Source organism: Janthinobacterium sp. FW305-128 (assembly GCF_020858135.1).
GTDB lineage: Bacteria > Pseudomonadota > Gammaproteobacteria > Burkholderiales > Burkholderiaceae_D > Janthinobacterium.
The window spans coordinates 71060-93112 of the sequence record NZ_JACYMK010000005.1; the positions used below are offsets into that span (position 1 = coordinate 71060).

The window sequence follows — 22053 nt, forward strand, 5'->3', positions numbered from 1 at the left end:
TGTTGCATCTGAGCCTGTCCCGTTTGCCCGACAGCGCTTACCATATGGCCCTGATGGTGTACAACGGGGACAATGTGCATGGCAACGGTGAATATTGATGACGTTTGAGCAAGAACTTGGCATCCGCTGCGAGGTGGGTGATCAGCCCCACCCGCTGGCCTTGCTCGACTGCCGCGAACTCAATTACGGCCAGCACAGCGTGCTGCCCCTGCACCCGTTCCGCCTGAGCGTGCCGGAAGCTGCGCTGGCGGGACTGCTCGACGAACCGTTCAACAGTTTCGTGCAGGATTGCCGCGAAGACGACCTGCAGTACGAGGAAAGCGACTTGCCCGAGCTTATGCAGGCCGGCTACCCCGACATCACGGCCATGCTGGCGGGTCACCGGCCGCTGCTGGCCGAAATGATTGACGACTTCATGATCGGCGACCTGATGTGGGCCATCGGGCGCGCCAGCGGCTACCGCCGGCCCCGCGCCCGTTGCTTGGGCGACGTGGAGGCGGCCGATGGCCGCGCGTATTTTACCGTCAATAAAGTGGAGAAAATCTATTTTGCCGATGGCCAGCTCATCTTGGAAGGGCAGGGCTATTACGGCACCTACATCATCTGGCTGACGCAGGGCCGGCGAGATCAAATAGGCACTTGACCTTCCTCATGTGGGAAGGTTTATAGTCGTGCCATGAACCGTGCCTTTTTCCGCTTTCTCGCCCGCTCGCTGCTCTGGCTGCTTGCCGTCACCTTGCCCTTGCAGGGCTTTGCGTCGGCCATGCGCAGCTGCTGCGTGGACGAGCGGGCGGCAGCGGTCACCGTCACCGCCGTAGCGATGGAAACGCCCCAGTGCCACGACATGGGCGACATGGCCGGCATGTCCCACATGCAGGACCAGCCGCTAAAAATGGCCATGGACGATGGCGGCGCCGGCCACCCTGGCCACGATTGCAGCAACCACGGCGCCTGCACGGTGGGCGCCACTGCCCCCCCGGGCATGCCTGCCGTGCACGCCTTGACCCTGCGCGCGCCGCCCCCGGCGCTGGCGCCCGATTCCCTGTTCGCCGGGCATATCCCGCCTGGCCCCGAACGTCCCCCGAGAAGCACGCGCTCCGCCTGACCGCCCGTTGAACCTGGCGGTGCCGCCGTCGCACGTCCCTGCACGTTGCTTTGGCCGCGCCAGCGTTCCCGTCGCGCGCCCGCCGCGCCATACCCCGTCATTCAAGGAATACCATGAAGCAATTATTCAGCCTCGCGCTGGCTGCCGGCATTGCGCTTGCCTCGCTGCCGCTGGACGCCGCCGCGCAATCGCGGCCCCCATCCGCCCCGCAAGAGGCGCAAGCGCCCGTGCCGGCCGCCGCCTACCGCTCCGCCTTCGCCGGCTACCTTCCCGCCGCCGAGGACGACGCCACGCCCGATCAGACCTGGCGCGCCGTCAACGACAAAGTCGGCAAGGCCGGCGGCCACATGGGCATGATGAAGATGGATGGCCACAAGATGGAGGGGCACAAGATGGAGGGGCACAAGATGGAAGGCCACAAGATGCCGATGGAGAAGCCCGGCCCCAAGCCGGCCGCCCAGCCCGCCCCGCAACACCAGCATGAAGGACACTGAGATGGCACGTTTTACAAAATCAACTTGCCTCACGCCACTGGCCCTGGCGGCCGTCTTGCTGCTCAGCGGCTGCGCCAGCTTCAGCCCCGATGGCGGCATACAGGCCGTGTCCGCGCTGGCAGACGCCCGCACGGGCGCCCCCGCGGCATTGACGGACAAGGGCGGCGAGGAAAAGCTGGCCTCTTTGCTGGCCCAGCCCCTGGACGCCGACAGCGCCGTGCGCATCGCCCTGATGAACAACCACGGCATGAAAGTGGCGCTGGCCGAACTGGGCGCGTCCGAATCGGACCTGGTGCAGGCGGGACGCTTGCGCAACCCGGGCCTGTCCTTCGGCCGTTCGCACGGCAGCCACGGCAATGAAATCGACCGGGGCGTCAGCTTCGACCTGGCGGGCTTGCTGACCATGCCGATGCGCGTGAACATCGAGCGGGGCCGCTTCGAGCAAGCCAAGCTGCAGGCCGCCGGCAGCGCCGTGCAGCTGGCGCTTGAGACGCGCCGCGCCTACTTCAATGCCGTAGCCGCCGTGCAGACGGAAGCGTTCATGCAGCGGGCGCTGCTGTCGGCCGAAGCGGGCGCCGAACTGGCCACTCGCCTGCGGCAGGCGGGCAACTGGAGCCGCCTCGACCAGGCGCGCCAGCAAGTGTTTTATGCGGACGCCGTCGGCGACCTGGCCCGCGCCCGCCACCAGGCATTGGTGACGCGCGAACACCTGACGCGCTTGCTGGGCCTGTGGGGCAAGCAGACCAGCTTTACTTTGCCGTCGCGCCTGCCCGACTTGCCGGCCCAGGCGGCGGAGGCGGGCAATATCGAGGCGCAGGCGATGGAGCAGCGCCTCGACGTGCAGATGAGCAAACTTGACGCCCATGCCACGGCCAGTGCACTGGGCCTGTCCAAGGTGACGGGTTTCATCAATGTGCTCGACGTGGCTTATACCAACAAGAGCACGAGCGAGGCGCCGCGCGAAAACGGCTATGAGGTATCGCTGGAACTGCCGCTGTTCGACTGGGGCACGGCGCGCAACACCAAGGCGCAAGCCTTGTACGAGCAGTCGCTGCAGCGCACGGCGGGCACGGCGGTGAAGGCCCGCTCGGAAGTGCGCGAAGCGTATTCGAGCTACCGCACGGCCTACGACCTGGCGCGCCATTACCGCGATGAAGTGGTACCGCTGCGCAAGACGATATCGCATGAAGTATTGCTGCGCTACAACGGCATGCTGGCCAGCGTGTTCGAACTGCTGGCCGATGCGCGCGAGCAAGTCGCCAGCGTGAACAGCGCCATCGAAACCCAGCGCGATTTCTGGATCGCGCAAACCGAACTGCAAGGCGCCATCAATGGCAGCGGCCCAGCCAACAAGGAATAATGATGATTACACGTAGAAATTTTTTCATGAATGCGGGCGCCGTCGCCCTGAGTGCGGCAGCGGTCAGCCGTGTCGGTGCGGCGTCCCTGCCGGAAGCCGTCAGCATGGCCGGCGCAGACACGAAAGCGCCGCCACCGCCGCCGAACGGGCGTCCGTACAACCCCGTCGTCACCCTCAATGGCTGGTCCTTGCCCTGGCGCATGAACAACAACGTCAAGGAATTCCATCTCGTGGCCGAGCCCGTCGTGCGCGAACTGGCGCCCGGCATGCAAGCGAACCTGTGGGGCTACAACGGCCAGTCGCCCGGTCCCACCATCGAAGTCGTGGAGGGCGACCGCGTGCGCATCTTCGTCACCAACAAGTTGCCGGAACACACGAGCGTGCACTGGCATGGCCAGCGCTTGCCGAACGGCATGGATGGTGTCACGGGCCTGACCCAGCCGGGTATTCCTCCCGGCAAAACCTTCGTCTATGAATTCGTCGCCAGGCGGCCCGGCACCTTTATGTACCACCCGCATGCCGATGAAATGACGCAGATGGCCATGGGCATGATGGGTTTCTGGGTCACGCACCCGAAAGATCCGAACTTCATGAAGGTGGACCGCGATTTCGTCTTCCTGCTCAGCAACTATGACATCGATCCCGGCAGCTATACGCCGAAGATCATGACCATGACGGATTTTAATTTGTTCACCTTCAACAGCCGCGTCTTCCCCGGCATCGACCCCATGGTCGTGCGCCAGGGCGACAAGGTGCGCGTGCGCGTGGGCAACCTGACCATGACGAACCACCCGATCCACATGCACGGCCATGAATTCGAGGTGACGGGCACGGATGGCGGCTGGACGCGCCCCGAATCGCGCTGGCCCGAAGTGACGACCGATATCGCCGTGGGCCAGATGCGCGCCGTCGAGTTCACGGCAACGGACCTCGGCGACTGGGCTTTCCACTGCCACAAGTCGCACCACACGATGAATGCCATGGGACACGACGTGCCCACCATGATCGGCGTCGACCACCAGGGCGTGGCGGCGAAGATCAATCAATTGGTGCCCGGCTACATGGTGATGGGCGAACGGGGCATGGCCGACATGGGCGAGATGCAGATGCCGATCCCCGACAATACCTTGCCGATGATGGCCGGCGACGGTCCCTTCGGTGCCATCGGCATGGGCGGCATGTTCACCACGGTCAAGGTGCGCAAGGATCAGAAACCGGGCGATTACCGCGACCCGGGCTGGTACAAGCACCCGGCCGGCAGCGTGGCGTATGAATGGACGGGCGCCGTGCCGGAACCGGTGCGGGGCCAGGGCGCGGGCAAGCCGGCGGCAAAAAGCGGCGTGGAAATGACGGTGCGCAAGCCAGGCGGGCACAGCGGCCATTGACGCTCTCCCGGGGATTGCTAGCATGGCACGCCCCGGGGCATGTTGCTTTGTATCAAGGAATTGTTGGTTAGTGACAATCCGAGCATTTTAGTGACAGTTTTTTCCTTATATTCAAGTCATAGCTTAAATTATTGGCTACCGTCTTGTCTTGGAGGAAACATGTTGAGTAAAATGAAAGTGGGGACGCGCCTGCTCGCTGCCTTCTTTTGCGTCGCGCTGATGGGGGCCATCGTGGCCGGCATCGGCATCTTCAACATGGGCAAGATCGATACCATGGCGGGGCAGATGTACAACCATGAATTGCTGGGGCTGTCGTACATCAAGGAAGCCAATATCGCCCTGATCAAGGTGGGCCGCGCGCGCAGCAATTTCTTGCTGGCCACGACCGCCGAGGAGCGCGCCACGCGCCAGGCCGACATCGGCAAATTCCTCGAGCTAAATAAAAGCTATCTGGCCAAGGCCCAGCCGCTGTTCGTCACGTCGGCCGCCAAGGAATTGTTTGCCCGCTTCGCCGCTGTCGAAGCGGAGTACATTGCCACCATGCAGCAAGCCCTGGCGCTGGCGGCGGCCGAGCCGCTGGCGCAGCGCAGCGCGCAACTGGTCGAACTGCTCAACAAGACGCGCCAGCATGCCGATGAACTCGACGGTATGCTGGATAAACTTTCGCTGCAGAAGGAAGAGCGCGCCAAGGCGGCTTCCGAGCAGGCCTCGGGCGTGTACCAGGCCAGCCGCAGCTTCATGATCGCTCTGGTGCTGGGCAGCATGGCGGCCGGCCTGGCGCTGGGGGCGCTGATCACGCGCGGACTGACGCGCCAGCTCGGCGGCGAACCGGCGTACGCCGTCAGGATCGCCGGCGCCATCGCCGAGGGCGATCTCACCATCGATATCCGCACGGCCAGCCATGACAATGCCAGCCTGCTGTTCGCCATGAAAGCCATGCGCGACAAGCTGGTGGGCATCGTCAGCCAGGTGCGCTCGGGTACGGATACCATCAACACGGCCTCGAGCGAAATCGCCCAGGGCAATCTCGACTTGTCGTCGCGCACGGAAGAGCAGGCCAGTTCGCTAGAAGAAACGGCGTCCTCGATGGAACAGCTGACCTCGGCCGTGCGGCAGAACGCGGACAATGCGCGCCAGGCCAATGCGCTGGCCGGCGCCGCGTCCGATGTGGCCGGCAAGGGCGGCGCCGTGGTGGGGCAGGTGGTGCAGACCATGGAATCGATCAATGCGTCGTCGCGCAAGATCGTCGACATCATCAGCGTCATCGACGGCATCGCCTTCCAGACGAATATCCTGGCCTTGAACGCGGCCGTGGAAGCGGCCCGGGCGGGCGAGGAAGGGCGGGGATTTGCCGTCGTGGCATCCGAAGTGCGCAGCCTGGCCCAGCGTTCTGCCAGTGCCGCCAAGGAAATCAAGACCCTGATCGGCGACTCCGTCGAACAGGTGGAAATCGGCTCCAAACTCGTGCATGACGCGGGCAGGACGATGGATGAGGTGGTGACCAGCGTGCGCCAGGTGGCCGATATCATGCAGGAAATCACGGCCGCCAGCGCCGAGCAAAGCGCCGGCATCGAGCAAGTCAACCAGGCCGTGCTGCAGATGGACCAGGTGACGCAGCAGAATGCGGCCCTGGTGGAAGAGGCGGCAGCCGCCGCCGAATCGCTGCAGGACCAGGCGCAGACCCTGACGGAGCTCGTGGGCGTGTTCCGCCTGCATGCCCAGGCCGAACGCATCGCCGTGGCGGCGGCCAGCAATGTCACGCCGCTGCGCCGGCCAGTGCCGCCCGCCCGGCAGGATGTGCGGCGCCTGGCCTGACAGCGGCTGGCTCGGGCGCAATCGGCGCGGCGGTGGTAGGCTGTCGCTATTGCGCGTTTGCCACTTCCGGTTTCCCCATGCCATCTTCTTTCCTGTCCTCCTTCGGTTTTTCCCTGTTGCTGCTGTCGCTGGCGCCCCTGGCGCAGGCGCAGGAGGGCGATCCCGTCCTGCCTTATCGTCCATCGGTGGCCAGTCCCGCCCAGCTGCCCGTGCCGGGCCAGCTGGAATTCGAGGCGGGCGGCCTGCTGTCGAAAACGGACGACACGCGCCGCGCCAGCTTGCCGTACACGTTCAAGCTGGCGTTCACGCCCGAATGGGGCTTGCTGCTCGAAGGTGAGGGCTTCGTGCGCGCGCGCGATGACACGGGGCGGCGCGAGACGGGCGTGGGCGACACGACGGTCGTGCTCAAACGCGCCTTTTTGCTCGACAGCGCCACAGCGCTGGGCCTGGAACTGGGCTGGAAGTTGCCCACTGCCAAGGACAGCATCGGCAGCGGCAAGAGCGACGTCTCGTTGAACGGTATTTTCAGCCGCGACCTGGGCGCCGTGCACATGGACGCCAACCTGAACGCCACGCGCCTGGGGGCTTCCGACCCTGGCACGGGCAAGGTGCAAACGGGCTGGGCGGCCTCCTTTTCCACTCCCGTCAGCGACCGCTGGGGCGCCACGGCGGAAGTGTCGGGCACGCGCCTGCGCGGCGCGCCAGCCACGGCGCAGCTGCTGCTGGCTGCCACCTACAGCCCCACGCCGCGGTTGGCCATCGATATCGGCATGGCGCGTGGCTTGACGGCGGCGTCGCCGGACTGGTCGCTGTTCAGCGGCTTGGTAGTGCCGCTGGGCAAACTGTGGTGAGATTGCGACGGGATTCCTTATGTGTCCTTGCGAACAAACAGTTAGTCACACAAGGTCTACAATTGCGGCATAACTGATAAAAGGAGTGTCCTCATGAAAACCCTCATTCTCGCCGCCGTCCTGCTGTCGGCAGGTACCGCCGCCGTTGCCCAGGTTTCCGTCACCGTCGGCCAGCCAGGCTTTTACGGCCGCATCGACATAGGCGACTATCCCGCGCCGCAATTGATCTACGCCCAACCCGTCATCGTGCAGCGCCCGCAATACTATTCGGCCGCCCCGATCTACCTGCGCGTACCGCCCGGCCATGCGAAACACTGGTCCAAGCACTGCCGCAAGTATAATGCCTGTAACCAAGAGGTATATTTCGTCCAAGATGGTTGGTATAACAACCAATATGTGCCCCGCTACCGCCAGCAGCATGGCGACCATGGCCGTCCCGATTACGGCGACCGCGACCGTCATGACGACAAGCATGACAAGCACTATGACAAGCGCGACAAGCATGATGACAAGCCGGGCAAAGGCCATGGCAATGGCAATGGCAATGGTCGTGGCAACGGTAACGGCAACGGGCACAGGGATTAACAAGCAGGAGGATCTTTGCATAGTAAAATCGTTATCGTAGGAGGAGGTGCAGGCGGCCTGGAGCTGGCTTGCAAACTCAGCCGCAAGCTCGGCCCAGGCCAGGTCACCCTGGTCGACAGCCGCCTGTACCATATCTGGAAGCCGTCACTGCATGAAGTGGCGGCCGGCACCCTGGACATTCATCAAGAGGGCCTGTCGTACCAGATGCTGGCGCATGACAATGGTTTTACCTATGTCTATGGTCCCCTGATCGGGCTCGACGCAGCGTCGAACAGCCTCACCGTGGGCGCCATCGCCACGGACAAGGATGAGCAGCTCTTGCCGCAGCGCCAGGTCAGCTACGACCAGCTGGTGCTGGCCGTGGGCAGCACCTCGAATTACTTTGGCGTACCCGGCGCCCAGGAAAACACGATTTCCCTCAATGCCACGGAAGACGCCGAACGTTTCCGTCTGACCCTGCTGAAACTGCTGGCCATGGCCGAACAGCGCCAGGGCGACGCGGGCCATCCCGGCGTCGACATCGTCATCATCGGCGGCGGCGCGACGGGCGTGGAACTGGCGGCCGAATTGCGCGAAGCGAGCGGCGTGTATGCCGCGTATGGTTTCCAGAATCTCAACGCCGTCAAGGATGTGCGCATCACCCTGCTCGAAGGGGCGCCGCGCATTTTGGCGCCGCTGCCCGAGCGCGTCTCCCTTGCCGCCTCGAAACTGCTGCACCAGCATGGCATCACGGTGGTGACCGATACGCGCGTCACCACGATCGAAGCCGACAAGGTGACGGTGGCCAGCGGCACCAGCTATGCGGCCGACATCTGCGTGTGGGCCGCCGGCATCCGCGCGCCGGAATTCCTGTCCACTTTGGGCTTGCCTACCAACCGCGCCGGCCAGCTGGAAGTGACGGGCATGCTCAATGTGCAGGGCCATGCGAATATCTTCGCGCTGGGCGATTGCGCCGCCTGTACGGGTCCCGACGGCAAGCTGGTGCCGCCGCGCGCCCAGGCTGCCCACCAGCAAGCCGATTACCTGCTGAAAACGTTCCTGCTGCAGGCGAAGGGCAAGCCGCCGCAAACCAGGCCGTACGAATATCTGGACTACGGTTCGCTGGTGTCGTTTGGCCGCACCACCTCGGTCGGCACCCTGATGGGGTCGCTGAAGGGCCTGAGCTGGTTCGTCGAAGGCTTTGTCGCGCGCATGATGTATGTGAGCCTGCACCTGATGCACCACAACGCCGTGCTGGGCACCGTGCGCACGGCCGTCATGGCCATGGGCCGTTTCCTGATCAAGCGCAGCTCGCCGCAGGTCAAGCTGCATTAAGCAGTTTGCGCCGTAACAAAACAAGGGGCCTTGCGGCCCCCTTTTTATTTGCCGCGCGCGACGGGCGCCGCTTCGCAGCGGCCCCGCGTCATGGGGAAGGCGATGGTGGTGAGCTTGCCCTTCAAGGTGCCGGTGATGCTGGCGTGCAAGATGCGCTCGCTGTCATGGCGGTAGGTGATGCGGCTCGGGAAGTCATTGTCCAGGTTGGCGAAGATGAATTCATTCGGCTTGTCCTGGCGCAGCAGGTTGAAGATCACGGGCGGCTCGCCCGACGGCTGCACGATGTAGGCCAGCTGGCCCGGTTCGGTGAGGCGGATCTGCACGAATTCGAAGGCCGTCGTCTTGCCGCCCTTGACGGTGCGGCTGGTGCCGAGGATGGTGCCGCCGGCGGCCGTGCTCCATTGTTCCCCGGAACCGGGTTCGGCGCCGTCGACGTTCCAGCAGCCGGCCAGCCAGGCCAGCTTGTCCACGGTTTCCGGCGGCGGCACGGTCTTGTCGGCGGCCTGGGCGGCTCCCATGGCCAGCAGCGCTGCCAGCAGGGTGGGGATCAGTCGTTGCATGCGGTCTCCTTGTCGTATCGTTGAGCGGGGCAGGGTGCCCGGCGATGTTCCGGCCCGATGCTGTCTGGCAGGGATTATTCTTTCGGGCTAATGCGCGGCAAGACGGCGGTCAGGGCCATGCCGCCTTGCGGATTCGCCGTCAGGCTCAGGCTGCCGCCGAGGTAATGCACGCGCTCGCGCACGGCGCGCAGGCCGTGTTTGCTCATTTCGACGGGCACGCTGGCCGGCAAGCCGCTGCCGTTGTCCTTGACGGTCATCATCAGCGCCTCGTCGTTGTCGTCAATGATGATATCCACTTCGCTTGCCTGCGCGTGCGCGGCGATATTGCTGAGCGCCTCTTCCAGGGTGCGCAGCAGGGCCACGCCCACGTTGCGCGGGCAGATCAGTTCATCTTCGGGCAGGCTGCAGCGCACGGTGATCTTGTGCTGTTCCGCAAATTGCGCAGCCAGCTCGCCCAGCGCCACATTCACACCGAGAAACTCCAGCTTGTCGTTCCACAGCTTCATCTGCATTTGCCGGTTGGTCTCGATGACATTCAGCAGCAATTGCTTCATGGTCGCGGCGCGGTCGAGCAAGGCCGCTTCCTGCGGCATTTTTTGCGTCAGCAGCGACAGGTGCATGGTCAGCGCCGTCAGCGACGAGCCGAGGCTGTCGTGCAGCTGGCGCGACAGGGCGCGCCGTTCATTGTCCCAACTGGTGTTGACATGACCGAGCAACTCGCTGAGATCGGCGGCGCGTTCCGCATCGGCCTGGGCCGCTTCCTTGTTCGGATCTGTTTGTGCGGACATAGCGCCCCGTGAATGGTGAAAGGTGGACCAAATTCAAGTTGTGGATCATACATGATGATTTCATCGCGGGGCGCATGGATGGAAAATTTCTGTCTTTTCGGCAATTTTAATCTCCTCCCATCATTTTTATATGATAGGCAATATTTGTGTTTGCACCAGCAGGAAGTTGTTCCCGTCTTTACGTACGGCTGCGCACATACCGGGACGCCACACGCTGCCATAGTGGGGTTGTGCATTTTTCCATGCAGCATAGCCGCCCCGCGGCGCAGGGTGCAGTACAGGCCCGTTTACCGAAACGAAAGGACATGCCATGAATATCGAAACCATCGTCGACAAGGAATACCTCGACAAAAGCTTCCGCGACATCGTCAATGCCCCCATCAGCGCCTTGCGCGGCGTCAGCGCGAAGGATGCGAAGGCCTTGCAGCAAGCGTTTGGCGTGACCACCGTACGCGAATTGTCCAACCTTAATTTCGTGAAATGGGCCAGCGCGCTGGCCATCCTGGCCGATGAAGAAGGCATGAGCGGCGAAGAGCGGGCCAAGGAAGAGTTGCTTGACGACGCCGTGGAAATGACCTTCCCCGCCAGCGACCCGATCTCCGTCGATGCCGGCATCACGCGCATCGAAGTACCGCCGGAAACCGTCGATGCGCAAACGGACCACCAGCATGCGGGCCAGCATGAAGTGACGGCTGGCAAGAAATAAAACATCGTGCTCATGAAAAAAACCGGCAAGCCATCAACGTGGCTTGCCGGTTTTTTTCATGTGCGGTGCGGCGTAAAAACTCAGGCGATCGACGGAATGTTGTTTTTTTGCATATTCACCTGCGAGGCGATCACCTCGTGCGGGATGCAGCAAAAGCGGTTCTTGCCGGCACGCTTGGCTTCGTACAGAGCCGTGTCGGCCGCGCCCAGCAGGGATTCGACGGTGCTGGCGTCGTCCGGGTAGATGGCGATGCCGATGCTGGTCGACAGGCGCAGGGTCAGGTCGTTGATGAAATACGGCTCGGAAATGACTTCGATCAGCTTGGCGGCCGGTTCGCGCGCGTCGCCCTTGCCGGCCAGGTTGCCCAGCACGATGACGAATTCGTCGCCGCCGATGCGCGCCACCGTGTCTTCCTTGCGCGATGCGCTCACCAGGCGGGCCGCCACCATTTTCAGGATTTCATCGCCATAGCCGTGGCCGTAACTGTCGTTGATGGCCTTGAAGCCGTCCAGGTCCAGGTACAGGATGGCCGACTTGCCGCGGCTGCGGGCCGATTGCTGCAAGGTATGCTCGATGCGGTCTTCCAGCAGGCGCCGGTTCGGCAAGCCCGTCAGCGGATCGTGCAGCGCCAGTTCCTGCTGCTGCTTGCTGTATTGGGCCAGTTCCTTGTACAGCAGGCGCACTTCCAGCATGTTGTGGATGCGCTTGTGCACTTCCATCAGGTCGAAGGGCTTGCTGATGAAGTCGCGCGCGCCCGCTTCCAGGGCGGCGATCTTGAAACTCGGCTGTGCCGTCAGGGCCAGCACGGGCAGGTAGCCGCCATGCTCGATTTCCTTCAAGCCTTTCATGACCTGGAAACCATTGAGTTCCGGCATTTGCAGATCCAGCAAGATCAGGTCGTAGCAATGCTCCCGGTGCAGGGGGCAAACCTGGGCCGGACGCATGGTGGCCGTCACATTGGTGTAGCCGGCATCGCGCAGGATTTCCAGCATCAGGTCAACATTGTCGGGTGAATCGTCGACGACCAAAATTTTGGCTTTCAAAATCTCATCTTGGCTGGGCATGTAAGGTCTCGGTTATACGGTCTATGCAACGCTGGCTTCCACCGCAGATGATGGGCTGACGGCAGTGGGGAAGATAGTAGCGCCTTGCAACAAGTTAGGGCGCACAACAGCGCTTGAGCTCGCTTCTGACGTTCTCGCCGGCCCAGGCCGCCATCTCCAGCCTGCCGTGCAGGTGCGTTTCTGCATTTCAGTGTAGCAAACTTTAGCTTAGTTGCTTGTAGGACAGAGCCGCGTCTGAAAGTAGGAAGGCCAGCCCATGAAAATAGTCATTTTGTACTGCATCATGTATTTCTTTGCATCATCTTTTTAGGGCGGCGTATTGCTGCCCTCTTCAGGACGCTGCGCGAGGGAGCGCGTTGCGGCCAGTTGCGCCACGGCCGCCAGCAGTTCGGCCGGGTCGAGCGGTTTCGAGACCCAGGCCTGGAAGCCGCTGGCCAGTGCCCGCTGGCGGTCCTGCGGTTGCGCGAACGCCGTCAGCGCCAGCGCGGGCAGCCGGGCCGCATCAGGGGAGGCGTGCGCGCGGATTTGCGCCAGCAGGTCGAAACCGTCGGCGTCAGGCATGCCGATGTCGCTGACCAGCACATGCGGGTGTACCTGGTCCAGCAGTTGCAGCGCTTGCGCCACGTTGCCGGCGCCATGCACTTCGGCGTTGCTGTCACGCAGGATGCGCGCCGTCAGTTCGCGCGCATCGGCCTCGTCATCGACCAGCAGGACGGTGACGCCGCGCAAGTCATGGCTGGCGGGCAAGTCGCCGCCCGTTGGCCGCGCCGGCGCGGTTCGCGTCCCCAGGGGCAGGCGCACGGTAAAGCTGGCGCCCTGCATGTCGCCGGCGCTGCTGACCGTGACCGTGCCGCCATGCTGCTCCACCAGGTGCTTGACGATCGCCAGCCCCAGCCCCAGGCCGCCATGCCGGCGCGTGGTGGAGGCGTCGGCCTGGCGGAAGCGGTCGAACACGTGGGGCAGGAAGTCTTTCTTGATGCCGACGCCGTTGTCGCTCACCGTGATGGCCAGGCGGCTTGCCTCTCGGCGCACGCCGATCTCGACCCGGCCGCCTTGCGGCGTGAACTTCAGGGCATTCGACAACAGGTTCCAGATCACTTGCTGGATACGGCTGGGGTCGCCCGTGATCCTGCCCGCATCGCTGGCGATGTTGCTGTGGATGGCGATGTGCTTGGCGTCGGCCGCCGGGCGCAGGGTTTCGATGGCCGAGGCGATGATGCTGGCGGGCACGATGGTTTGCAGGTCCAGCAGCACCTTGCCGGAAGTGATGCGGCTCATGTCGAGCAAGTCTTCGATCAGTTGCGCCTGCGCGCGCGCATTGCGTTCGATGCTTTGCAGGCCGCGGTGCAGGTCGGCCTGGTCGCGCGTGCCGCGCCGCAGCACTTGCGCCCAGCCCAGGATGGCCGACAGCGGCGTGCGCAGTTCGTGCGACAGCGTGGCGAGAAAATCGTCTTTCAGCTGGTTCGTGCGCTCGGCGTCGGCGCGTGCCTCGCGTTCGCTGTCGAGCAGCACCTTGCGCTCTTCGGCGGCGCGCGTGGCGGCCGCGTACAGGCGCGTATTGTCGAGCGCTACGGCGGCCTGGGCCGCGATGGCCGAGACGATGCGTTCGCTGCGCGCGCTGAACATGCCCGCTTGCGGATGGCCGAGCAGCAAGCGCCCCAGCAACAGGCCCGAGCGCGAACTGACGGGCAGGCTCAGGCAGCTGCGCAGCGGCGGCGCGCCGCCGGCGCTGGCGTCGGGCGCGGCCAGCAAGTCGTTCTGGCGCATGGCCGCTCCCTGGCGCAGTTCCGTGGCGATGGCATCTGCCTGGCGCAGGCTGATGCCGTTGACGGCGCGTGCCGCGGGCAGGGCGTCGGGGTCGTCGTGGATATCGCCCGCATCATCATAGTAAAAGGCGCCGAAGCGCGCGCCGCTGATGCGCGTGGCCGCATCGACGGTTTCCTGCAGCAGAGCCGGCAAGTCGAGGGTGCTGGCCAGGGCCGCGCCCGTATTGTTGAGCAGCTCGAGTACGCGCGTTTCATCGCGCAAGGCTTCCTGCGCCCGCTTGACCTGGTCGACGTCGGTGCTCGTGCCAAACCAGCGCAGCAACTGGCCGCCCCGGTCGCGCACGGGATTGGCGCGCGTCAGGAACCAGCGGTACTGGCCGTCGGCACCGCGGATGGGGAACTCCATTTCGAAGGGCGTGCCCTCGCGCAAGGCGGCCTTCCAGGCTTGCAGCATGGAAGGCAGGTGCTGCGCGTCATAGGCGATGCTCCAGCCGTCGCCCGCCATCTGTTCGGCAGTGGTGCCCGTGTAGTCGTGCCAGCGCTGGTTGTACCAGGCAATGGTGCCGTCGAAGCTGGCGATCCAGGCCAGTTGCGGGATGGAATTGGCCAGTGCGCGCAAGTCTTCCTCGCTGTGGCGCAAGTTTTCCTCGGCCGCCTTGCGCTGGCTGATGTCCTGGATATACGTGGTCAAGCCTTCGCTGGAAGGGAAGATGCGCACTTCCAGCCAGCGCCCCAGCGGCGGATACGGCAGTTCGAAACTGCAGCTGAGCTGCTGCGCCATGGCGCGCCGGTACTGGGTTTCGAGTTCCGTGCCATGCAGGGCGGGGCAGGCATGCCACAGGTTCTTCCCCGCCAGGCTGGTGCCAGGCGCGTGTTGCGGCGCCAGCATGGCGGCGCCGCGCGTATTGAGGTAGCGGATGGTCCAGTCGCGGTCGAGCAGGCAAAAGCCGTCGGTAATACCTTCCAGCAAGTTGGACAGGCGCTCGTCCGATAGGCTCAGCGGCGCTGATGGGGGAAGCAGATCTTGCTCGCGGTCATGCTTGGCCATCGGAAATCCTGCAACAATGAATCTGCCGCACGGGCGCTTGTCCCGCCGGGCCGCCGTCGCTAAGCTCAGTTAAATAGGTCATGATGCTCAATGTCCGCCGTCATGCATCAGGGGAGGCAAAAGCGCCCCTGTCTGGCTGGTATTGTAGCCCCAAGCGGGGCACCGCCACCGCACGCTTGCGCGCCGCCTGCAGATAGCACTGGACAGGCTGGAAAGCAGTCCCTATAATCCCGCTTCTTTCGAGGCAGCAACTCCTCGATTCGCTGGACGCGACTGTGGAAGCAGAAGTGCCCTGCGATAAAAAGGCGTCAGCTTTTTGGCAGTGAAAAGGTAGTCGATCATGCGGGGCGGTATTCTGCAAAATCAGCTAAGCGATTGAAAAATCGAACTTTTCAAAGCGAAATGAATACGCTATAATGTTTGCCTGCGCGGCTGTAGCTCAGCTGGATAGAGTACTTGGCTACGAACCAAGGGGTCGTGGGTTCAATTCCTGCCAGCCGCACCAGAATACTGAAAATCAGGCTTTGCCTGGTTTTGTTGTGATAAGTTTCACCTCCATGTTGTTGATGGAATGTTGTAGAGGTTTTGCGGCTGTAGCTCAGCTGGATAGAGTACTTGGCTACGAACCAAGGGGTCGTGGGTTCAATTCCTGCCAGCCGCACCAGTATTGATTAGTATCGTTGCCGGAATGAAGTTCGCTTCGTTCTGATGAAAGTTTCAAGCTTCGCGCCGTTCGGCGAAGTGTGTCAGAGTTTGCGGCTGTAGCTCAGCTGGATAGAGTACTTGGCTACGAACCAAGGGGTCGTGGGTTCAATTCCTGCCAGCCGCACCAGTATCAGCAGTAGTGAAAAAACCCGGAAAGTTCGCTTTCCGGGTTTTTTTTCGTCCAGCGAAAGGCAAGCCTGCAGCGCGCCGCCCCCATCGCGGCGCGCTGCAGTGGTCGGGCCCCGTCAATTCGGGTAAGGCTGGCCCGACGACGCCTGGTTGCCCAGGACGATGGTGGTCACCCACAGTCCGCCGCTTGTCACGGGACCGGTGAACTTGAACAGCGAGGTGCCGGATTGCGCCGGGTCCGCCACGTTCGACGCCAGCGCATTGAGCCCCGAGGTCGTGAACGTGCACGAGGTTTCCTGTCCAACCGCATTTTGCTCCGCGTTCAGCACCGGCGTGGCGCCATTGAACAAGTACAGGCCGCAATTATCCATTTTCGATCCGTAGGTGGCCGACTGCGTGTAATTGAAGGTCACCGCGCCATCGAGCAGGGCGGCGGACGGGATGGACGACAGTTTCGCCGGCGTGATGCTGGTGAGCGTGGCGAACAGGCTGGCCTGGTTGGCCTTGGCAAACGCTTTCGACAGGGGCACGGCATTGATCTGGAACGGGAAGGCGCTGACGGCGCCATTCGGCGTTTTCAGGGTCCACACGTAGATTTTTCCAGGCGCCACTTTCGTTTCGTCGATGCAAGCCGTACCCGCGCCCAGGGCCGGCGTATTGGCGGGCAGGCTGGCCAGGTCCTGGCAGCTCTGGATCGCTTCCGCGTTATTGTAGAAAATGCTGGCGGCGCCATTGCTGTCGGCCACCCGCATGTGGGTGTAGCCGGTGGCCGGCAGGATCAGCTGCAGTTTGCTGCCGGCCGTGCCCGGTATCTGGAAGTCGCCGAACGTCGTCAGGCCCGGTCCCCGCACGTCGATCTTGTTGACGGCCGGATTTTCCTGCAGCACGGTGTCGAGCTCGACGTGGGCTGCCCATTCGCGCGCAAAGCTGGCCGTGCCTGCAGCATCGAAGTTGCGCTGGATGCGCGCATTCATGTGCATGTCCAGGTGGCCGCTGCCGGCCAGTTTCCAGCCGCCGGCGCAGCCGCTGGTGTCGCCCGTCTTGACCAGCTTCCAGTTGAGCATGCCCGCATCTGTTCCTATGCGTAACTGTACCCATGCGCTGCTGGGCTTGCCTGAAGTAAAGGCGATGGCCGTCGCCCCGGTACCGAGGCGATTGCCGATGAAGTCGGCGACGCGCGTCGTCGAAGTGCTGCTCGCGGACGTCAGCGTGGCGATTTCATCGGCGCTCAAGGGCTGCATGCTGACGCTGGCCAGGCCCAGCGCCTCGATCGTCAGGCCCGCATGGGCAGCCTGGTCGGCGCTGCTCAGGGCGGACACAATGTCGGCCTTGCCCACCGCCGCGCCCATATTGAAGCTGCTGTCGATGAACGGCGACACGGCCGCCGCCGACGGCACGACGAAGCCCGTCTTCGGATACAGGGCGCTGAGCGAGGCCATGCAGGCGCGGATTTCCGGCAAGACACTGGCCGCGGCCGTCGCTCTGGCCAGGTCGGCGTCCGATGGCGGCGTCGCTGCCGGTATCGTCGGCGCGCCGCCGGCGGCGGCCGGCAGGGTTACGCTGCCCAGCGCGCTGTTGGTGGCGATCAGGGTGACGGTGGCCATGGCGCCCTGCGCTTCCGCGGGCGCGACGAGGATCTGGTCCAGCACGGCGTCCATGCCCGTGCCGTTGGCAACAAAGGCGCCCGTCAGCGGATTGGTATTGCCGGTATTAATCGGTTTGATCATGGCGACGACGGCGGCCACGGCCGCATCGAGCCGTTGCTGCGTCGCGGCATTGGCCAGGGCCGCAGTGCAGGCGGCCGATACCGTATTGGCGACGGGAGCGCAGACGGCGGCCAGGGCCGTGCCGCCGGGCTGGCCCGACGCCGTGGAGACGATCAGGTCGGTCAGCGGCGTGATGTTGACGGTTTGTCCAGCCGCGGTGGCGATGGAATTGAGCGTCACCTGCTTGCCGCCGGACGAGCCGGTGATGCTGAGGAAAAACGGCGCCGTCATGCCGGCCACGTCCACCGTAAATGCCCCGCCGGCGCCGGTATTGACCGCCGTGGAGACTTTGCCCTTGCTATCGATGGCCACCACGCTGCCCGAGATGGGCGCGCCGACGGCGGCAGTGCCGCTGAGCGTCGTTGCCGGCGGCGGCACGACGGGCGGAACCGGGTCGGCGGGGCTGCTGCTACTGCCGCCGCCACAGGCGGCAAGAAGGAGGGTGGCCGCGCAGGCGGCGGCCAGAGGCAATTTATGCAAGTTTATTTTCATGACATCCCCTTGGTATTTTTTTTGGAATTACTGCTAGTAAACATTCTCAAAGTTTTCCATGAATTGCAATTTATTTTTCTTGAATGCATTAATAATGGCCAATCAGTCATCAGCGTGTCGGTTTTGCGCCGCAATCAGAACATCAATGTGATTAAAAATGCAAGTGGCGGGGCGGCCGGTGAAAAACCGGGGAGGGCGTCAATTGTGAAATATCGCCGCCACGCCCTTTGCCATTCTGCAAAGCCCTGCTATAATCTTGTCTTAGGCGGCTGTAGCTCAGCTGGATAGAGTACTTGGCTACGAACCAAGGGGTCGTGGGTTCAATTCCTGCCAGCCGCACCAGAATATCGGGGATCAGATTGTAAAATCTGATCCCCTTTTTCGTTTCCGAACGGATTTACGATAGGTCTTTGACGCCGCGCCGGTATTGCAGGCGAAACGCGCGCGGCGTGACGTGCTTGGCGGCGCGGAACTGGCGGTTGAAATGCGCGAGGTTGCGGTAGCCCGCCTCTTGCGCGATGACGGCGATGGCGAGATTGCTCTCGATCAGCTGTTGGCAGGCGCGGCCGATGCGCAGCCGCGCCAGGTACGCGCCCGGCGTGCAATGCGCGTGGCGCTTGAAGCAGCGGTGAAACGCGCCCAGCGACAGGGCCGCCCGCTGCGCCAGGCTCTCCAGTGCGATCTCTTCCCGGAAATGCGCGTGCATGAAATCGAACACGCCGGCCATGCGTTTTTGCTGCCCATCGGGCAGCGGCGCCTGCGCCGTCGAGGCCAGCGGCCGCGCGCCCGTATCGCCCGCCAGGTCCAGCAGCACGTCGAGCAGCAGCGGCAAGCGCTGCGGCACGGGCAGGGCGTTCAGTTGCAGCAGTTTATCAGCGCTGCGCGCGCTCGTCCGCGGCGAAAAATGCAGGGCCGGGCCGGCGCGGGCCGCCAGTTGGCGCAAGCTGAGAAACTCGGGAAAACAGGCCGCCAGCCGCTCCAGCCACTCCAATGAAAACCACACGACGACGGCCAGCATCGGCTGGCTGCTGTCGATGCGCTCGCTGGCCGACCATGTGTGCGGCAAGTTCGGCCCCAGCAGCACCAGGTCGCCCGGTTCGAAATCGCCCAGGTGGTCGCCGATGTAGCGCTGCCCCCGCGCATTGACCGTCAGGGTCAGCTCGAACTGCGGGTGGTAGTGCCAGATGAAGGGAATGGTGTCGAGTTCGCGCCACAGCAAGCCCCAGGAGTGGCCCGCCGGTATCGTGACTTGTTCGAATAAAGGCGTCATTGTGATGTTTGAAGCGTATGAATAGTCAGGATAGTATCAGTATTGGCCGCTTGGCGCGCATTTCAGCCTGCCATGCCATCGCACAATCTCTCTCACACCAACACAGGAGACAGCGATGCAAGAAGATCGATATCAATACGGCGAAGACCGTCCCGGCAACCCGTCCGTGGCCTACACGGAACAGACCCAGCTGCGCGACATCCAAAAACAGCTGCCCCTGCGCGTGCTGTCCGACAGCGATTTCCTGCACTGGCAAACCTATGGCTACGTCATCGTCAAGGATGCCGTGTCGCCCGAGCAAGTGCGGCGCACGACAGATTTCCTGTGGGAATTCCAGGGACTCGACCAGCATGACCCCGCCACCTGGAACCGGGAGCAATTGCGCGACCACGCGATGAAGGAACTCAACGGCTCCGGCATGGTCGAGGCCTATCACAACCAGACCCTGTGGGATAACCGCCAGACCCAGCGCGTGTACGACGCCTTTGTCGACATCTGGGACCGTCAGGATTTGTGGGTGACGATCGACCGCGCCAACCTGAACACGCCGAACCATGGCAAGCGCAAGTTTGGCGGCTTCATCCACTGGGATGCGGACACCACGCTCGACCCGCTGCCCGTCAACGTGCAGGGCGTGCTGGCCCTGTCCGACACCTCGCCCGAGAGCGGCGGTTTCCAGTGCTATCCGGAGCTGTTCAACAACTTGCTCGCATGGCGCAAGACCGTGCCGGCGGATCGCAACCCGTGGCAGCCGGACCTGGCGACGGTGCCGTACCCGATGGAATTCATCGCCATGAAGAAGGGAGAACTGCTGATCTTCAACAGCCTGCTGGCGCATGGCATCCGCCCGAACACGTCGACGGACCAGGTGCGGCTGGCGCAATACATTTCCTTTACGCCCGCCCAGCAAGACAACCAGGCCTTGCGCGACTGGAGGGTGCAAAGCTGGCGCGAACGCAGCGCGCCGCAGGGCTACGCGTTTCCCGGCGACCCCGAGGACAAGGAAAAGCTGCGCTATCCGCAGGCGCGCTTGAGCGAACTGGGTGAGAAGATCCTCGGCGCGCGCGACTGGTAAGCGTGGCGCCATCCGGCAGGCTTGCCTGCCGGATAGACAATTGCCGGCAAATGCACGATCATGGTCCGACTAGCCATCGACCGAGGAAACGCATGAGTATCATCACCTGCATCGAAGACTTGCGCGTGCTGGCCCAGAAACGGGTGCCGCGCATGTTTTACGACTACGCCGATTCCGGCTCCTGGACGGAATCGACGTACCGCGCCAACAACAGCGATTTTGCCAAGATCAAATTCCGCCAGCGCGTGGCCGTCAACCTGGAAAACCGCAGCCTCGCCTCGACCATGGTGGGGCAGGCCGTCTCGATGCCGGTGGCCCTGTCGCCCACGGGCTTGACGGGCATGCAGCATGCGGATGGCGAAATCCTCGCGGCCCAGGCGGCCGAGCGCTTTGGCGTGCCGTTCACCCTGTCAACGATGAGCATCTGCTCGATCGAGGACGTGGCGGCGAACACGAGCAAACCGTTCTGGTTCCAGCTGTACGTGATGAAGGACCGCGAATTCATCAACCGCCTGATCGACCGCGCCAAGGCGGCCAAATGCGGCGCGCTCGTATTGACGCTCGACTTGCAGGTGCTGGGCCAGCGCCACAAGGACTTGCGCAACGGCCTGTCCGCGCCGCCGAAACTGACCATACCGAATATCCTCAACATGGCCACCAAGCCGCGCTGGGTGGCGGGCATGCTGGGCACGAAACGCCGCGGTTTCGGCAACATCGTCGGCCACGCCACGTCCGTGTCCGACATGTCGTCGCTGTCGGCCTGGACGCAGCAGCAGTTCGACCTGAGCCTGTCGTGGGCGGACGTGGAATGGATCAAGCAGCGCTGGGGCGGAAAACTGATCATCAAGGGCATCATGGACCCCGAAGACGCGCGCCTGGCCGTCAACAGCGGCGCCGACGCGCTGATCGTCTCGAACCACGGCGGGCGCCAGCTCGATGGCGCGCAATCGTCGATCGAAGCCTTGCCCGCCATCGTCGACGCCGTCGGCAGCCAGATCGAAGTGCACATGGACGGCGGCATCCGCTCGGGCCAGGACGTGATCAAGGCCGTGGCCTTGGGCGCGAAAGGCGTCTACATCGGCCGCCCGTTTTTATACGGCCTGGGCGCCATGGGCGGCCCGGGCGTCACCAAATGCCTGGACATCATCCGCAATGAACTCGATCTGACGATGGCGTTTTGCGGCTTGCGCGACCTGCAGCAGGTGGACAAGAAAATCCTGCTGCCGGGGACGTTTTAAGCGGCAATCCGCACGATATCAAAGCCTTCCGAGGCGTCGGGCGGCGTGAAGTGGCGCGTGATTTCATCAAATTGCGCGTCGCTGGTGGAGAACGGGTGCAAGCCGCTGTCATTGCGCTGGCGCAAGCGCGCCTTGCATTCTTCATCCGTCACGTCGAGGTAGTGCAGCACGTGCGGCACGCCCGCTTGCTGGAACAGCTCGCGCATCCAGGCCCGGCTGGCCGGCGTATTCGCGGGGAAATCGAGCACGACGGACACGCCCGCCCGCAGCATCTGCATGGCCAGAGGCGCGATGGCCGCGCGCAGCCGCGCCGCGCAGGCCACGTAGTCGGCCAGGCTGGCGATCTGGCCCGGATACAGCTGCGCCAGCAGGGTGTCTTCGCTGATGCGCACGGTATGCGGCGCTTGCGCAAGCTGGCTGGTCAAGGTGGATTTGCCCGAGGCAATCTTGCCGCACACGAGGTGCAAGGTGGGGATAACGGGGGTGCTGGAAGTGGTGTGCATGGTCGCTCGCTGAAAGTGAAAACAAAGCCTGCGA

The 22053-nt window shown here is 63.5% G+C and carries 20 protein-coding genes and 4 tRNA genes; 17 read left to right on the top strand and 7 right to left on the bottom strand.

From position 1 onward, the window contains the following. Window positions 1-97: 97 nt before the first annotated feature. The 9 genes from IGS60_RS12190 (at window position 98) to IGS60_RS12235 (ending at window position 8909) form a co-directional block, all read left to right on the top strand. Complete coding sequence (locus tag IGS60_RS12190; protein ID WP_230504606.1) at window positions 98-643, top strand: hypothetical protein; 546 nt, start codon at window positions 98-100, stop codon at window positions 641-643. Between the two features lie 33 nt (window positions 644-676). Then, window positions 677-1105: a hypothetical protein gene (locus tag IGS60_RS12195; protein WP_230504608.1), complete on the top strand. Its 429-nt coding sequence runs from the start codon at window positions 677-679 to the stop codon at window positions 1103-1105. A gap of 113 nt (window positions 1106-1218) precedes the next feature. Continuing rightward, entirely contained in the window at window positions 1219-1599 is a 381-nt protein-coding gene (locus IGS60_RS12200) for a hypothetical protein (protein WP_230504610.1), read from the top strand. Between the two features lies 1 nt (window position 1600). Continuing rightward, the gene (locus tag IGS60_RS12205; RefSeq protein ID WP_230504612.1) at window positions 1601-2959 is read left to right on the top strand and encodes a TolC family protein; all 1359 of its coding nucleotides are present in this window, start codon (window positions 1601-1603) and stop codon (window positions 2957-2959) included. A 2-nt stretch (window positions 2960-2961) separates the two neighbouring features. Next, window positions 2962-4344, top strand: a complete 1383-nt coding sequence (locus IGS60_RS12210) for a multicopper oxidase family protein (RefSeq protein ID WP_070290685.1) — start codon at window positions 2962-2964, stop codon at window positions 4342-4344. 159 nt (window positions 4345-4503) lie between these two features. Continuing rightward, window positions 4504-6159: a methyl-accepting chemotaxis protein gene (locus IGS60_RS28450; protein ID WP_306798482.1), complete on the top strand. Its 1656-nt coding sequence runs from the start codon at window positions 4504-4506 to the stop codon at window positions 6157-6159. A gap of 77 nt (window positions 6160-6236) precedes the next feature. Next, window positions 6237-7010 (top strand): transporter, encoded by a 774-nt coding sequence (locus tag IGS60_RS12225; protein ID WP_230504614.1) that lies wholly within the window; start codon window positions 6237-6239, stop codon window positions 7008-7010. A gap of 93 nt (window positions 7011-7103) precedes the next feature. Next, window positions 7104-7595 carry a hypothetical protein gene (locus IGS60_RS12230; RefSeq protein ID WP_230504616.1) on the top strand — a complete coding sequence of 164 codons (492 nt, stop codon included), beginning with the start codon at window positions 7104-7106 and terminating at the stop codon, window positions 7593-7595. A 15-nt stretch (window positions 7596-7610) separates the two neighbouring features. Further along, window positions 7611-8909: an NAD(P)/FAD-dependent oxidoreductase gene (locus IGS60_RS12235; RefSeq protein ID WP_230504618.1), complete on the top strand. Its 1299-nt coding sequence runs from the start codon at window positions 7611-7613 to the stop codon at window positions 8907-8909. A 44-nt stretch (window positions 8910-8953) separates the two neighbouring features. Here the strand turns inward: IGS60_RS12235 and IGS60_RS12240 are convergent, their stop codons facing one another. Both IGS60_RS12240 and IGS60_RS12245 read right to left on the bottom strand, forming a co-directional pair. Further along, on the bottom strand, window positions 8954-9469 hold the full coding sequence (locus tag IGS60_RS12240; protein ID WP_070290681.1) for a DUF6265 family protein: 516 nt from the start codon (window positions 9467-9469) through the stop codon (window positions 8954-8956). A gap of 74 nt (window positions 9470-9543) precedes the next feature. Further along, window positions 9544-10257 (bottom strand): sensor histidine kinase, encoded by a 714-nt coding sequence (locus tag IGS60_RS12245; protein WP_070219230.1) that lies wholly within the window; start codon window positions 10255-10257, stop codon window positions 9544-9546. Between the two features lie 310 nt (window positions 10258-10567). On the opposite strand from IGS60_RS12245, the gene IGS60_RS12250 reads away from it, so the two are divergent. Beyond that, complete coding sequence (locus IGS60_RS12250) at window positions 10568-10963, top strand: hypothetical protein (protein ID WP_070219229.1); 396 nt, start codon at window positions 10568-10570, stop codon at window positions 10961-10963. An 80-nt stretch (window positions 10964-11043) separates the two neighbouring features. On the opposite strand, the gene IGS60_RS12255 is transcribed toward IGS60_RS12250, so the two are convergent. Together IGS60_RS12255 and IGS60_RS12260 are read right to left on the bottom strand one after the other, a co-directional pair. Beyond that, on the bottom strand, window positions 11044-12027 hold the full coding sequence (locus IGS60_RS12255; protein ID WP_070219228.1) for a diguanylate cyclase: 984 nt from the start codon (window positions 12025-12027) through the stop codon (window positions 11044-11046). 306 nt (window positions 12028-12333) lie between these two features. Continuing rightward, window positions 12334-14841: an ATP-binding protein gene (locus IGS60_RS12260; protein WP_230504620.1), complete on the bottom strand. Its 2508-nt coding sequence runs from the start codon at window positions 14839-14841 to the stop codon at window positions 12334-12336. A 428-nt stretch (window positions 14842-15269) separates the two neighbouring features. Here IGS60_RS12260 and IGS60_RS12265 point away from each other — a divergent pair. From IGS60_RS12265 to IGS60_RS12275, 3 genes are all read left to right on the top strand, one after another. Beyond that, window positions 15270-15346 (top strand) — tRNA-Arg (locus IGS60_RS12265). 82 nt (window positions 15347-15428) lie between these two features. After that, window positions 15429-15505: transfer RNA gene (locus IGS60_RS12270), tRNA-Arg, on the top strand. A gap of 91 nt (window positions 15506-15596) precedes the next feature. Further along, a tRNA-Arg gene (locus tag IGS60_RS12275) sits at window positions 15597-15673 on the top strand. Window positions 15674-15791: 118 nt separating this feature from the next. Here IGS60_RS12275 and IGS60_RS12280 read toward each other — a convergent pair. Continuing rightward, a complete protein-coding gene (locus tag IGS60_RS12280) occupies window positions 15792-17921 on the bottom strand; it encodes a hypothetical protein (RefSeq protein WP_230504622.1) in 2130 nt (709 codons plus the stop codon). Here IGS60_RS12280 and IGS60_RS12285 point away from each other — a divergent pair. Further along, window positions 17916-18221, top strand: a complete 306-nt coding sequence (locus tag IGS60_RS12285) for a hypothetical protein (protein WP_230504624.1) — start codon at window positions 17916-17918, stop codon at window positions 18219-18221. The two genes, IGS60_RS12280 and IGS60_RS12285, sit on opposite strands and share 6 nt — an antisense overlap. Continuing rightward, a tRNA-Arg gene (locus IGS60_RS12290) sits at window positions 18199-18275 on the top strand. Before IGS60_RS12285 ends, IGS60_RS12290 begins: the two co-directional genes overlap by 23 nt. A gap of 55 nt (window positions 18276-18330) precedes the next feature. Here the strand turns inward: IGS60_RS12290 and IGS60_RS12295 are convergent. Then, window positions 18331-19203: an AraC family transcriptional regulator gene (locus IGS60_RS12295; protein WP_230504627.1), complete on the bottom strand. Its 873-nt coding sequence runs from the start codon at window positions 19201-19203 to the stop codon at window positions 18331-18333. Window positions 19204-19318: 115 nt separating this feature from the next. Here IGS60_RS12295 and IGS60_RS12300 point away from each other — a divergent pair, with 115 nt between their 5' ends. Further along, window positions 19319-20278: a phytanoyl-CoA dioxygenase family protein gene (locus tag IGS60_RS12300; RefSeq protein ID WP_230504628.1), complete on the top strand. Its 960-nt coding sequence runs from the start codon at window positions 19319-19321 to the stop codon at window positions 20276-20278. Between the two features lie 92 nt (window positions 20279-20370). Next, the gene (locus IGS60_RS12305; protein WP_070289276.1) at window positions 20371-21516 is read left to right on the top strand and encodes an alpha-hydroxy acid oxidase; all 1146 of its coding nucleotides are present in this window, start codon (window positions 20371-20373) and stop codon (window positions 21514-21516) included. Here IGS60_RS12305 and IGS60_RS12310 read toward each other — a convergent pair. Further along, on the bottom strand, window positions 21513-22019 hold the full coding sequence (locus tag IGS60_RS12310) for an ATP-binding protein (protein WP_230504630.1): 507 nt from the start codon (window positions 22017-22019) through the stop codon (window positions 21513-21515). The genes IGS60_RS12305 and IGS60_RS12310 overlap by 4 nt on opposite strands. Window positions 22020-22053: the final 34 nt, after the last annotated feature.